Below are 12,568 nucleotides of genomic sequence, written 5' to 3' on the forward strand. Positions count from 1 at the left end.
CTAACTCCCCTCTCCCTCTGGGAGAGGGGCTGGGGGTGAGGGGGGACTCCCTCTGGGAGAGGGGCCGGGAGCGAGGGAGTCTGGAAAAGTCAAAAACGGGGCTCGCTGTTGAGGCGGGACGGCTGCTGTTTTAAATAGCGCAAGAACTCCCGCAGTTCGGCCTCATTTAGTTGGTGGCGCGACTTTTTTTGGAAGCGACGCTCCAAGAACTCTTGTCCTTCCTTGCGGCCCCAGCCAATACGCTGCATCTCGACATCTGTTTGAGCAATGATGTCGGATAAATCATCTCCATAGGCCCCTGGCTCGCTCAGATTGGGCAACTCTGGGGAAGTCGGCTTCGCCGGGATCCCTATCGACTCAGGAGCTTGAGGGGCAGCAGAAGAGTGGGTGCGCCCATTGGCCAAGTCAGGAGTGGGCAGGTAGGGCATCCTGGCGGCAGCAGAATCCACCCCCAAGCTCAGGGAAGTTGTGGAATGACCGAATCCTGCGTGGTTTAAAGCGCGCTTCAGCGCAGCATCTTCTGCTTCTTCTACTGTGTTGGAGCCGGCAATACCACTGCCCAGAACCGTGTTGTTGACCACCACCTGGGCTTTGACGATGTAGATCCCTTCTTCCACCCGCAACAGATCGGTGAGCAAACTGCCCATAGGGTACCGCTCTCGAAAGTCTTGGATCATGTTGGCGTCAGAACCTGTTGCTGCTGAAGCTCTGACTACAAGTTAGCCCGAAAGTTAACTTGGCATCCAGATCTCAATCCAATCCCACCCTCAATATCGACATTGAATTGATATAAAGCGAGAGATCTCAACAAGAGGGAGCTGTCCGAGCAGATAACATCCCGGCTGGTGAGGGTATGCTATGGCCAAGGAATCCAGTTATATTAAGCAAGCGTCAACCCACGTGGCTGGCTTGGAAAACATGAATTATCAGCAGCTCAGCCTTGACTCTTAGCTCTATTGTCGGCGCCAAGACAGATGGGGGACTATGGCTAGCGATACCATCGGGGTCAGCTCAGCGAGTTTGGGACGGGCAGCCATTCGAGAGCGCAACTACGGCACTGCTTTGCAGTTGCTCCGGCGGGCTTATCGTGCGGATCCCAGCCCAGAGAATGCCCGTTGGCTGGCCACCGCCTATGAAGAAGCGGGGTACCTGCAATTGGCCGCTCTGTACCGAGAATTGGCCCAAGAGCGCAGGGAGACTCCCAAAGCGATTCAATTTCAGGCCCCCAAACCTCCCAGCACCCTTGAGGAGCTGAAGCAGCCATCTCCTGAACCGCCGGATCGCAAGACCATTCCCTTGCCGCAGCCGATCCCACACCCAACCCCACCGGCATCCTCTTCGGATCAGCCGGTTTGGGTTTACAAGCCCACCCCCATTGACCCCAAAAGCATCAGCCGGCAAACGCCCCTTCGACCTCAGGCCGCGGAGCCTGCCCCTTCCCCTCAACAATCGGCGGAGAGGAGTAACTATTTGCCGGTTCAACACGCGCCGGATTTGAAAAACCCGCAGCAGGGATCCCCCTTCCTGCGGCGGCTGAACCAACTGCATCGCCAGTTTAAGGATCGGCCCACGGCGGAGCTGGCTTTGCAACTGGCGGAAGCCTACGACGAGCAAAAGAACTTCAAAGAGGCCCAGCGCTACTACCGAGAAGTGTTGGATCTGGACGATTCCTGGCTGTTGCGACCGATGGTGCAAGAGCGCCTGGAAGAGCTGCGGCAACTGCAGGAGCAGGGCTCTTTGGCGGATCCCTCGGCCCAAAGTTTGCTCAAGCTGGCCGAGAAGTTGGAGCAGGAGGGGGAAATCGCCCGGGCCGAGCAAGTCTACCGCCAGATCCTGAAGATGGATACCACCCTGGACGTCCATGCCAAGGCTCGCAAGGGGCTCAACCGGCTCTATCCCGACGGGAAACGGTGAACGGCAGGCCGCCCCATTGCCTCTACAGCCGGCAAACCAGGAAGCAACTTCTCCTCAGCGAGGATCAGGATCCCGCGGGTCGAGGGCATCTCGCAGGCCATCTCCCAGCAAGTTAAAAGACAGGGAGGTGAGCACCACCATCAGGGTGGGGGCCAGCACCAGCCAGGGCTGCAGAATGATTACCGAAGCGTTGGTGGCCAGCGACAGCATGTTCCCCCACGAGGCATCCGGCTGTTGGATCCCCAGGCCGATCAAGCTCAGCACCGACTCTGCCACGATATAGCCGGGCACCGCCAAGGTTGCCGAGATCACCACGTAGGTGGTGGTCTGGGGCAGGATATGGCGCACCAGCAGATACAGGGATCCGGCCCCGGCCACCCGCGCCGCCTGCACAAAGTCTCGCTCCCGCAAGGACAGCACCTGCCCCCGAATCACCCTGGCCAAGCCCGCCCAACCCACCAAAGAGAGGATGGCCACAATCACCAAAAAGCGCTCGGCATTGCTGAAGGGCACACCGGTCAGCGGGTTCACCTGCAACACCGCCGCCAACGACACCAGCAAATACAGCGTCGGGATCGACATCAACACCTCAGTCAGCCGCATCAGCAGCGTATCCACCCAGCCGCCGAAGTAGCCGGATATGGCCCCCACCAGCAGACCGATGGGAAAAGAGATGCCGATGCCCACCAGGCCAACGAACAGGCTGACGCGCCCACCGTAGACCAGACGGCTGAAGTAGTCGCGACCTTGATCGTCCGTGCCCAGCAGGTGTAGCCGCGCTACGGGCAGCCCTTCCTCCGTCCGCAGAGGGACAGTGCCGAATAGGTGTCGATCCCAGGGGATCAAACCCAACCAACGGTAAGGGGTGCCGGCCACAAACAGGCGGATCCCGGCGGGACGGCTGGTATCCACCAAAAGCGGACGTTCGCCCGTTTCCAGATCCACCGGCCCCTGGCGAGTTGGATAAACGTGGGGTCCCAGCCAAGCCCCCGACTCGTCCCAAAAGTGAATGGCGGTGGGGGGCAGAAGGGATCCCCCCGGCTGCGATTCCAGCGGGCTGTAGGGGGCGACAAACTCGGCAAAAATGGCGCAAGTATAGAAAACGAGGAGGATGTAGGCTCCTGCTTGAGCCCAGCGATTTTGGCGAAGCCGTTTCCACCACTGCATGAGGCCAGGATCCCGGTTGGGCGAGCTTTCAGGGTAGCGATACCGCGCTTATTTTCCAATCAAATCCAGAGAGCCAGAAGGCCTGATTTCTGTAGTCTAGGTCTCTTACTCCGATCCCGAACAGCCCCAACTCAGACTCCCCTCTCCCTTCTTCCCCAAGACGGCTCAGCCGGCCAGGGAATAGCTGGGGCTGTAGAGGGGCATCATTTCCATCCGAGCTGCGGCGATTGTCTGCGGCAGCACCCCGACCAGCCGCGCCAAAATGTCATCCGGCAACTGGCTGACCAAATCGGCAGAGAAAAATTCCTCCAAACTAAAAAGCAGCACCCGCGCCCGCTGGGCCGGCAGAGGATTATCGGTGATCTGCTGCAGCCAGCGCATCCAGTGCAGCCGCTTGGCATAGGCATTTTGCCGCTCTTGATAGCCCTGGGGATGCAACAGAGCCACATCCCCAATGGGGAGCACGCCGCTCGAATCCACATCCAAGGGCCCCCCGACCGCAGCCCCCGGCCCGGCAAACTCGGCATGAAACGTCTTGCAGATGATCAGGGCGTTGGGCCGCTGTGGATCCACCATCAGCAATTGGCCACTGCTGAGGCTGCGAATCAGTTGACCTGGCTCAACCCACTGAACCAGGCTATGGCTGTTGGGAGAGGGCTCGTTCATACCCCTTTAAGATACAGCCTGTTAAGGGCTCAAGGGGTACAATAGCAGCACTTAGCAAACCAACTTCGGAAGGAGGATGGATTGATCAGTAGTAAAGAAGTCTTCACTATCTGCTCCATGCTATACTTCCCAATTCTGCAAAGCTGCCGAATAAAATGCTTCAATACCGACCACATCATCTCAATGGGATTCAACTCCGGCGCATACACAGGCAGGTATAGGATTCGTGCTCCTGTCCCCCTAATCAATTCCTCAACTTCCCGACTCTTGTGGATATTCAAATTGTCCATAATCACAACCTTCCTCGCATCTAGCTTCGGACATAACTCGCTTCTCAAAAACTCCAAAAAATCTCCTTTCTTCATCCCACCCTTGATGACACGACAGCCAACTACACCTCTCAAGGAAATAGCTCCAATAACCGTATACTTTTCACCCTTGTATCTCTGACGATAATGATAAGCCCTTTGACCGCGTAAACTCCGAGATACTCTCCGCTCCATTCCTTCCCAGACTCCCGTCTGGTCGATGGCAATCAAATCCTCCGCTGGAATATTCCTGACTTCTTGACTATAAGCTAGTCGTTCCCTTTTCACCTCCTCTTCTTTGACTTTTGCACTGCGGTAGGTCTTTTTTTTTAGAGTCATTCCTTGCTTTTTCAAGAAATTATGTATCGTGACGATGCTTACATTGATTCCTAAGCGCTCGCGCAACAGTTCTTGATACTGCCACAGGTAGAAGTCTGGGTGTTCTGTAATAATTGCCATCACTTCCTGCCGATGTTGTTCCAAAATGCCCACTCGCTTGGTGCCTGCTTTCTTAGGGGCTAAATCTTGAGTTTGTTGGTACTGACGCACCCAGCGGTGTACTGTTCTTTTGGTCACCATGAAGCGTTTAGCTACCTGGCGGATGGAGGTGTTACCTGCCTGATAGGCTGCTACAACTCTTTGCCGCAAATCCAAAGAATGAGTCGGCATTCCTTTCTCTCCTTCCTCTTGAATACCTGTACCCTATTTTAAATTAAAAGGCTGTATCTCAGCTCCCCTTACCCTTACATGAGATCTTCAACTTTCGCAGCTCTGCTTGACCGAATCTTCATATTGGCAGGAGAGGGCCGAATATAGGCTTCACTCAAGCTACCGGCATCTCGCCGACAACCCGGATGGCGATCCCTTCGCCGGCCTGGCAGCGGCCAATGCGACGGGCGTAAGAGTAGCCGGCGCTGTGGAGCTCTTGCAAAAGCTCTGCGGTGTAGGCGGGATCCACCGCCACCAGCAAGCCGCCGCTGGTTTGCGGATCCGACAAGAGCAACTGCTGCCACTCCGGCAGAGAGTTGGCCTCTACTCCCTCATAGCCCTGCCAGTTGCGCCGGGCTGCGCCGGGGAAGATCCCAGCTTCAGCTAAGGAGAGCGCTTCGGTCAAAAACGGAATGGCAGCCAAATCCAGCTCGGCGCTCACCCCCGAGCCCCGGCAGACTTCCAGCAGATGTCCCAAAAGGCCAAACCCCGTTACATCGGTTAGGGCGCGAACCTGGGCTCGCTGCGCCAGTTGCGGGCCGATGCGGTTGAGCTGAGTCATCACCTGCAAAACTTCCGCGTAGCCTGCCGCGCTGAGCTGGCCCTTTTTCAGGGCGGTGGTCATCACCCCGATCCCCAGCGGCTTGGTGAGGATGAGATCGTCGCCGGGCCGGGCGGTGGCGTTGCGGCGGATGTGCTGCGGGTGGGCCAGCCCTGCCGCCACCAGGCCGAAGATGGGCTCGGGCGAATCGATGGAGTGCCCCCCGGCCAAAGGGATCCCGGCTTCCTGACAGACCTTGATTCCCCCGGCCATGATCTCCCGAATGGCCGACAGGGGCAACCTGTCGACCGGCATGCCCAAAATGGCCAGGGCGAGAATGGGCGTGCCCCCCATCGCGTAAACATCGGAAAGGGCGTTGGCGGCGGCGATGCGGCCAAAATCCACCGGATCGTCCACAATGGGCATGAAAAAGTCGGTGGTCAGGATCAGGGTCTGCTCGTCGTTGAGTTGGTAGACGGCGGCATCGTCGCTGGTCTCGGATCCCACCAGCAGCGCCGGATCCGACCAGAAAAGGGGCAGCTCTTTGAGAATCTGCTGCAGCAGCGCCGGGGCGATTTTACAGCCGCAGCCGCCGCCGTGGGAGTACTGGGTGAGGCGAAGGGGAGTGTCCATTTAGGCAAAAGGAGAAAACACAAGCTTGATTGATCTCACTGTAGCCACACCTGCAGGCAGCCGGGAAATGGGCACACCGAGTTAAGGTAAGAAAGATCCTTCTATCTGTAGCCTTGCCATGGCCTTTGTTCCCTTGCACTTGCACAGCGAGTACAGCCTCTTGGATGGCGCCAGCCAATTGCCGCTTCTGATTGAGCAGGTGGTGGCGATGGGTTTGCCGGGGCTGGCCCTGACGGATCACGGCGTTATGTACGGGGCCATCGAGCTGGTGAAACTGTGTAAAAGCAAAGGGATCAAGCCGATCATCGGCAATGAGATGTATGTTATCAACGGCGATATTCGAGACAAAAGCCGCAAGTACCCCAAGTATCACCAAGTGGTTTTGGCCAAAAATACCCAGGGCTACAAAAACTTGGTCAAGCTGACCACCATTTCCCATCTCCAAGGCGTTCAAGGCAAGGGGATCTTCGCTCGGCCCTGTATCAACAAAGAGTATTTGGCGCAATACAAAGAGGGGTTGATCGTTACCAGCGGCTGCCTGGCCGGGGAGGTGCCCCAGGCCATTTTGCAGGGGCGGCCAGAAATTGCCCGCCAAGTTGCCGCCTGGTATCAGGAACAGTTTGGAGATGATTACTACATCGAGATTCAGGATCACGGCTATCGAGAAGACCGCTTTGTCAATGTGCAATTGGTGCGCATTGCTCGCGAATTAGGGATCCCGATCATCCTCACCAACGATAGCCACTTCATCTCCTGTTGGGATGTGGAGGCTCATGATGCTTTGCTCTGCATCCAAACAGGCAAATCCCTCACCGAAAAAAACCGCCTTCGCTACAGCGGCACAGAGTACTTGAAAAGCCCGGAGGAGATGCGCCGCCTCTGCCGCGATCACCTGGAGCAGGAGGTGATCGACGAAGCCATTGCCAACACTCTCAAGGTGCTGGAAAAGATCGAGGGCTATGACCTATTTGGGGAAACGCGCATGCCCGACTATCCGGTTCCGCCGGGCCATTCTGCCGATAGCTATCTCACCGAATTGGCCTGGCAGGGCCTGGCGAAACGCTGCGGCGTCGCCTATCCAGATCAGATTCCGGAAAACTATCAGGAGCGCCTGCGCTTTGAGCTGAATATCATCCAACAAAAGGGCTTCTCCAGCTATTTCCTGGTGGTCTGGGACTACGTTCGCTATGCTCGCGAACACGGGATCCCGGTGGGCCCGGGCCGCGGTTCGGCAGCCGGATCCCTGGTGGCCTATGCTTTGCAGATTACCAACATCGATCCCGTCAAATATGGGTTGCTCTTCGAGCGCTTTCTCAACCCAGAACGGCAATCGATGCCGGATATCGATACCGATTTCTGTATCGAGCGGCGGGGAGAGCTGATCGACTATGTAACCCGCAAATACGGCCAGGAGCGAGTGGCCCAGATCATCACCTTCAACCGCATGACTTCTAAGGCCATTCTCAAAGATGTCGGTCGGGTGCTGGATATTCCCTATGCCGAAGCCGACAAAATGGCAAAGCTGATCCCGGTCTCGCGGGGCAAACCGGCAAAATTGGAGGAGATGATCGGCGAGAACACGCCGGCTCCAGAGTTCAAAGAAAAATACGAGAAAGACCCAACCACTCACCGCTGGATCGAGCTGGCCCGCCTGTTGGAAGGCACCAACAAAACCTTTGGGGTTCACGCTGCCGGCGTGGTCATCTCCAAAGATCCTCTAGATGAGATCGTGCCCTTGCAATACAACAACGAAGGCCAAATTATTACTCAGTACTCGATGGAAGATATCGAGTCTCTGGGCCTGTTGAAGATGGACTTTTTGGGGCTGCGCAACCTGACGATGATCCAGCGGGCCGTGGAGCTGATTCGAGAGCACAGAGGGGTCACTATCGACCTGGATAACCTGCCATTGGACGACGAGAAAACTTACCAACTTTTGGAAAAAGGAGAGCTGGAAGGGATCTTCCAACTGGAGTCTTCCGGCATGAAGCAGGTGGTGCGAGAGCTCAAGCCTTCCAACTTGGAAGATATTTCCTCGGTCTTAGCTCTTTACCGGCCAGGGCCATTGGATACGGGCATGATCCCGGACTTTATCGATCGCAAGCATGGCCGCAAGCCGGTAACCTACGCCCACGATCTCCTCAAGCCAATCCTTCAAGATACCTATGGCGCCATTCTCTACCAAGAACAGATCATGCGCATTGCCCAGGACATGGCCGGCTATACCCTGGGCCAGGCTGATCTATTGCGGCGGGCGATGGGAAAAAAGAAAGTTTCCGAGATGGAGAAACACCGGGAGCAATTCGTCCGAGGGGCAGTAGAGCGAGGTGTGGCCAAGGAAGTGGCTACGGAGCTATTTGACCAAATGGTTGCTTTTGCCGAGTATTGCTTCAACAAATCCCACTCTACGGCCTATGGACTGATTACTTTCCAGACAGCCTATCTCAAGGCCAATTATCCAACAGAATACATGGCGGCGCTGCTTTCTTCTGTGGGAGGGGATCAAGACAAGGTCCAGCGCTACATCACCTATTGCCTGTCGATCGGGATCCAAATTGAGCCGCCGGATATCAACCGTTCTGGCCTGGACTTTACCCCTCAGGGATCCAGCATTTTGTTTGGTCTAGGAGCAGTGAAGAATGTGGGCGAGGGGGCGATTCAAAACATTCTGGCTGCCCGCCAGGCCGGAGGCCCCTTCACCTCTTTGGCCGATTTTTGCCAGCGGGTGGATCTGCACGTGGTCAACCGCCGCGCCATCGAGTCGTTGATCTGTGCGGGCGCTTTTGATGGTATTTCCGGCAACCGCAAACAGCTAATGGCGGATCTGGATCCCATCCTCAATTGGGCAGCGGAGCAGGCTAAGTCCAAAGCCATTGGCCAAGCCAGCCTGTTTGATTTGTTGGGCAACGACCAGGGATTTATTGAAGCTCCGCGGGGGCCTGCAACTGAAGATTTTCCACCGCAAGAAAAGTTAAGGCTAGAACGGGAGCTGTTGGGCTTTTATGTTTCGGATCACCCGCTGCGGCGGATTCAAGAGCAGGCGCGGCTGTTGGCTCCTGTTAACCTCTCCGATTTGAGCGGCTACGCAGCCGATACTTCTGTAGGCATTCTGGCCCTGCTGACCGCCATTAAAACGGTAACCACCAAGAGAGGGGATCGCATGGCCATTTTGCAACTGGAAGATCTCACCGGCAGTTGCGAAGCGGTGATCTTCCCCAAAACTTACGAACGTTTGCGCCATCGTCTGGAGGTGGATCAACGGCTCTTTATCTGGGCCAAGGTGGATCAGCGGGATGAACAGGTGCAATTGATTGTCGAGGACTTACAGCCGATTGAATCGGTGAGTTGGGTTACGGTGGAACTCCCTCTGGACTCGGCTGGGACATTGGAGGATCGATACCGTTTGCAAACATTGCTTGCCCGCCAACGTTCGGAAGCCAAGGAAGAAAATCGCATCCCTGTTGTGGCGGCCATCGTCGCCCCTCCCCACACGCTCTGGGTGAGGCTGGGATCCCAATTTTGGGTTAAAGATGCCGAGGCCACCGTGGCAGCTTTGCGCCAAGCTGGCTATACCGCCCGCAGCGAAGCGCTAGCCTCCCGATAGGCAACCCAACTGTTGTCCCAGCCAGGCGCGCAACTGCGCCGCCGTCAGCCGCGGCGAGGGGCGAGGCAAAAGCCGTTCGGGATCCCCGGCCACCTTCAGCACGGGAACCTCCAGGTGGTAGCGCTCCCACCAGGCGGGGTTGGCGGTGATGTCGCGGATTTCCAGCTCGCCGATTTCGGGGATCTGCCGCAATTTCTCCGCTAGGCCCTCGCAGAGGTGGCATCCGGGCTTGCTGTAGAGAATCAGCGGCGGCCAAGGCATAGGGGATCCCTAGGGAGTAACGGCACAGGCCAGCCGGCGGTGTTGCAGCGAGGGCATCTGCCGCCGGATAAGCTGTAGCCGCTCTGGGGCGATCTCGGCAATGGCCACTCCTGGTTTTTCGCCGCCGGCATCCGCCAGGATCGTCCCCCAGGGATCCACGATCATGGCGTGGCCATGACATTGTCGCCGCTCGTAGTGGGTGCCCACCTGGGCGGGGGCGATCACGTAGCAGGTGTTTTCAATGGCCCGACACTGCAGCAAAACCTGCCAGTGATCCCGACCCGTGTAGGCGGTAAAGGCGGCGGGGATCAACAACACTTCTGCCCCTCGATCCACCAAGGAGCGATATAGCTCAGGAAAGCGCACGTCGTAACAGACCGACAAACCAAGGGTGCCTAGCCGCTCCTCCTGGCAGACAACCACCTCGTTGCCGCTCACCACCGTGTTCGACTCGCGGTAGGTGTTGCCGTCGGGCAGGTTGACGTCGAAGAGGTGGATCTTGCGGTAGCGGGCCAGCTCCTTGCCCTCGGGGCTGTAGAGGGCCGCCGTGTTGTACACCTTGCCCTGTCCATCCGGCACCGGGTATCCCCCGCCCAGCACAAACACCTGGTAGCGCTGGGCCATCTTGGCCAAAAACTCTTCGGCCCGCTGCGCAATCTCCGGCGCAAGGCGGGCTTTTTCTTCCTCCGGCCCCATGAAGGCAAAGTTTTCCGGCAAGGTCACCAGCTCACAGCCCCGGCGCGCCGCAAAGTCAATCCACTCCTCTGCCTGTTGCAAGTTGCCGGCCAGATCGGGGGTGCTGGTCATCTGCAGGGCGGCTGCCAAGTAGGATCGCATAGGAAAACTCCAAGGAGACTCAAGGGATCCAGCCGGCTAGCCCACCAGGTGCCACCAGCCCAGGGCAGGCCCCACAAATCGCACCACCACCCAGACAATGGCCAGGAGAATAATGCCGGCCCAAGCGCCTCGAGTTGTCCAATTGTAGATCGTGCGGGCTTGGGCTTTGGTGAGAGGAATGTCTTTGAGCTGGGGAAAGAGCAGCTCTTGGTCGGGAGTCGGTCTGTTTCGGGTTTTGCGGCGCTTGGCTTCGCCCATAGGGTGGCCTCCAAGTTGGCTTTTGCTGTGCCGGGGTAGTGACCATCATCTTAATGCTGTTACGCTTCCGGTGCGCCCACAACTTTTCCCAACGGCAGGGTGGCTCGGGATCCCTGTTTTGCCGATCCACATCGGCGAGAGTGCTCCGCCAGTCGCTTAAGCAGAGGGATCCTGGCTAGATCCATGCCTTGCCTCCGCCGACGAACCTATGTTGGTTGGCCACTGCTCCCGCTAGCCGGAAATCCACAGAGGGGATCCCTGGTGCTCTTGGGGCCGGCTGCCGTCTTCTTCGGTAATGGCCACTGCCCGCACCCATTCTGTGGATGCGAACACCGGTGGCAAGCGCAGCTCCTGTTCTTGGTTTCCCGCCGCATCCACCCGGAAAGCTGTGGTGAGGATCGCCCCCGCCCTATCTTTGGTGAAGGGCGCTTCCGGCTCCAGCACCACCCAGAGCGCATAGACGCGGCCTTCCGGCAGCGGCGGCAAACCGCGGGCTACCAGCCTCCCCTGCAAGCGCTGCGGATCCACCTCCACCGTAACCGAGCCAGTCACGTTTTCTGCCGTCGGTTGCAATTCATATGTCACCACCTCGACCGGGATCCCTTGCGTCTGGGCCAGTTGCAGCCTGCGCCACAGGTAGAGATTCCCCAGTCCCAAAGCCACGATTAACCCTGCTGCCAATGCCGCCAGGCCCCGCCAGCGAGGGGATCCCTGAATTGTCGTGGAGAGGGGTTTGGGCGCCGGCTCTGTGTAGGCTTGCAGCAGAGAAGCCCGCAGCGCGGGGGGAGGTTGCTTCTCTTCGACGCCGTAGGCCCTTTCCAGGGTCTGTTGCAGGGCTTGCAGCTCCTGCTGCAGCTCCGGGCGCAGCTTGAGCACCGCTTCCAGGCGGTCGGCCTCTTCCGGGGAGAGATCCCCCAGCACGTAGCCGGCCAGCCACAGTTGCAGTTCTTCGGGAGACACAGACTCGGCTTTCATGGGGCGCCTCCCAGCAACTCGCGCAGCCGCAGCAAGCCTCGGCGGGCTCTGGCTTTAACCGTTCCCAAAGGCAGATTCAATTGCTTGGCAATTTCTGTTTGGCTCATGCCTTCGTAATAGGCCATTTTGAGGATTTGGCGTTGATGTTCAGATAGCTGGGCCAAAGCCGTTTGCACCTCGACCGCCTGCTCTGCCCCGGCCAACTGCTCCAGGGCCGGATCCTCGGCGGCATCGCCCTGTAATTCCACTCTGCCCCGTTCCAGGGATCGCTGTCGATTGCGCCAAGAGCGCAGCCGATCCAAACAGCGGGAGCGGGCCAAAATGCCCAGGTAAGTGCGCAGGGATCCCCGCTTGGGATCGAAGGAAGAACGGGCCAAACTCAAAAAAATGTCCTGCGTCAGATCTTCGGCCTCGGCAGAGTTGCCCAGCATCTTGCAGGCGATTCCGTATACCAAACCGGCGTGGCGGTCGTAGAGGATAGCCAAAGCTTGCGACTGGCCTGCCTTGAGGGCTGAAAATACCTCTGCATCGCTTCTCTCCTGCAGAGATCCCTCGGCTTTGTCATCCTCGATCTTCATGGGGGGAAGGAGAAAACAAAACGGCGACGAGAAAGCACTTAGTAAGAAGCAGGCCTTGCCTAAGGCAAGCCAGAAAGGACAGCGGCTCCCATAATCTATCGCCTGCATAGATGGAGGT

Annotated in this window: 12 protein-coding genes; 2 read left to right on the top strand and 10 right to left on the bottom strand. The window is 57.8% G+C overall.

Annotated elements, in window-relative coordinates; genetic code table 11:
• Positions 1–89 precede the first annotated feature (89 nt).
• Complete coding sequence (locus CYA_RS00235; protein ID WP_011428973.1) at positions 90–647, bottom strand: hypothetical protein; 558 nt, start codon at positions 645–647, stop codon at positions 90–92.
• 337 nt (positions 648–984) lie between these two features.
• On the opposite strand from CYA_RS00235, the gene CYA_RS00240 reads away from it, so the two are divergent.
• Positions 985–1,914, top strand: coding sequence for a hypothetical protein (locus CYA_RS00240; RefSeq protein ID WP_011428974.1), 930 nt, complete (start codon positions 985–987; stop codon positions 1,912–1,914).
• Positions 1,915–1,968: 54 nt separating this feature from the next.
• Here CYA_RS00240 and CYA_RS00245 read toward each other — a convergent pair whose 3' ends face one another.
• From CYA_RS00245 to selD, 4 genes are all read right to left on the bottom strand, one after another.
• Entirely contained in the window at positions 1,969–3,081 is a 1,113-nt protein-coding gene (locus tag CYA_RS00245; protein ID WP_011428975.1) for an ABC transporter permease, read from the bottom strand.
• A gap of 165 nt (positions 3,082–3,246) precedes the next feature.
• A complete protein-coding gene (locus CYA_RS00250) occupies positions 3,247–3,747 on the bottom strand; it encodes a hypothetical protein (protein ID WP_011428977.1) in 501 nt (166 codons plus the stop codon).
• A 29-nt stretch (positions 3,748–3,776) separates the two neighbouring features.
• Positions 3,777–4,724 carry an IS630-like element ISSoc15 family transposase gene (locus tag CYA_RS13890; protein ID WP_011428978.1) on the bottom strand — a complete coding sequence of 316 codons (948 nt, stop codon included), beginning with the start codon at positions 4,722–4,724 and terminating at the stop codon, positions 3,777–3,779.
• Positions 4,725–4,878: 154 nt separating this feature from the next.
• Positions 4,879–5,937, bottom strand: a complete 1,059-nt coding sequence (selD, locus tag CYA_RS00265; RefSeq protein WP_011428979.1) for a selenide, water dikinase SelD — start codon at positions 5,935–5,937, stop codon at positions 4,879–4,881.
• Positions 5,938–6,055: 118 nt separating this feature from the next.
• Between selD and CYA_RS00270 the strand changes: the two genes are divergently transcribed.
• Positions 6,056–9,541, top strand: a complete 3,486-nt coding sequence (locus tag CYA_RS00270; protein ID WP_011428980.1) for a DNA polymerase III subunit alpha — start codon at positions 6,056–6,058, stop codon at positions 9,539–9,541.
• Here CYA_RS00270 and CYA_RS00275 read toward each other — a convergent pair.
• From CYA_RS00275 to CYA_RS00295, 5 genes are all read right to left on the bottom strand, one after another.
• Complete coding sequence (locus CYA_RS00275; protein WP_011428981.1) at positions 9,527–9,802, bottom strand: glutaredoxin family protein; 276 nt, start codon at positions 9,800–9,802, stop codon at positions 9,527–9,529. The genes CYA_RS00270 and CYA_RS00275 overlap by 15 nt on opposite strands.
• Positions 9,803–9,811: 9 nt before the next feature.
• The gene (locus CYA_RS00280; protein ID WP_011428982.1) at positions 9,812–10,639 is read right to left on the bottom strand and encodes a carbon-nitrogen hydrolase family protein; all 828 of its coding nucleotides are present in this window, start codon (positions 10,637–10,639) and stop codon (positions 9,812–9,814) included.
• A 36-nt stretch (positions 10,640–10,675) separates the two neighbouring features.
• Positions 10,676–10,897, bottom strand: coding sequence for a DUF2839 domain-containing protein (locus tag CYA_RS00285; RefSeq protein WP_011428983.1), 222 nt, complete (start codon positions 10,895–10,897; stop codon positions 10,676–10,678).
• A gap of 231 nt (positions 10,898–11,128) precedes the next feature.
• A complete protein-coding gene (locus tag CYA_RS00290) occupies positions 11,129–11,872 on the bottom strand; it encodes an anti-sigma factor (RefSeq protein ID WP_011428984.1) in 744 nt (247 codons plus the stop codon).
• Positions 11,869–12,450 (bottom strand): sigma-70 family RNA polymerase sigma factor, encoded by a 582-nt coding sequence (locus tag CYA_RS00295; RefSeq protein WP_011428985.1) that lies wholly within the window; start codon positions 12,448–12,450, stop codon positions 11,869–11,871. The genes CYA_RS00290 and CYA_RS00295 overlap by 4 nt, the downstream gene beginning before the upstream one ends.
• Positions 12,451–12,568 lie beyond the last annotated feature (118 nt).

The sequence above is a fragment of the Synechococcus sp. JA-3-3Ab genome, from assembly GCF_000013205.1.
Classification (GTDB): Bacteria; Cyanobacteriota; Cyanobacteriia; order Thermostichales; family Thermostichaceae; genus Thermostichus.

Excerpts from the sequence above, each read along its gene's own strand:
- CYA_RS00235 (WP_011428973.1), bottom strand. The coding sequence starts at position 647 with ATGGGCAGTTTGCTCACCGATCTGTTGCGGGTGGAAGAAGGGATCTAC.
- CYA_RS00240 (WP_011428974.1), top strand. The coding sequence starts at position 985 with ATGGCTAGCGATACCATCGGGGTCAGCTCAGCGAGTTTGGGACGGGCA.
- CYA_RS00245 (WP_011428975.1), bottom strand. The coding sequence starts at position 3,081 with ATGCAGTGGTGGAAACGGCTTCGCCAAAATCGCTGGGCTCAAGCAGGA.
- CYA_RS00250 (WP_011428977.1), bottom strand. The coding sequence starts at position 3,747 with ATGAACGAGCCCTCTCCCAACAGCCATAGCCTGGTTCAGTGGGTTGAG.
- CYA_RS13890 (WP_011428978.1), bottom strand. The coding sequence starts at position 4,724 with ATGCCGACTCATTCTTTGGATTTGCGGCAAAGAGTTGTAGCAGCCTAT.
- selD (WP_011428979.1), bottom strand. The coding sequence starts at position 5,937 with ATGGACACTCCCCTTCGCCTCACCCAGTACTCCCACGGCGGCGGCTGC.
- CYA_RS00270 (WP_011428980.1), top strand. The coding sequence starts at position 6,056 with ATGGCCTTTGTTCCCTTGCACTTGCACAGCGAGTACAGCCTCTTGGAT.
- CYA_RS00275 (WP_011428981.1), bottom strand. The coding sequence starts at position 9,802 with ATGCCTTGGCCGCCGCTGATTCTCTACAGCAAGCCCGGATGCCACCTC.
- CYA_RS00280 (WP_011428982.1), bottom strand. The coding sequence starts at position 10,639 with ATGCGATCCTACTTGGCAGCCGCCCTGCAGATGACCAGCACCCCCGAT.
- CYA_RS00285 (WP_011428983.1), bottom strand. The coding sequence starts at position 10,897 with ATGGGCGAAGCCAAGCGCCGCAAAACCCGAAACAGACCGACTCCCGAC.
- CYA_RS00290 (WP_011428984.1), bottom strand. The coding sequence starts at position 11,872 with ATGAAAGCCGAGTCTGTGTCTCCCGAAGAACTGCAACTGTGGCTGGCC.
- CYA_RS00295 (WP_011428985.1), bottom strand. The coding sequence starts at position 12,450 with ATGAAGATCGAGGATGACAAAGCCGAGGGATCTCTGCAGGAGAGAAGC.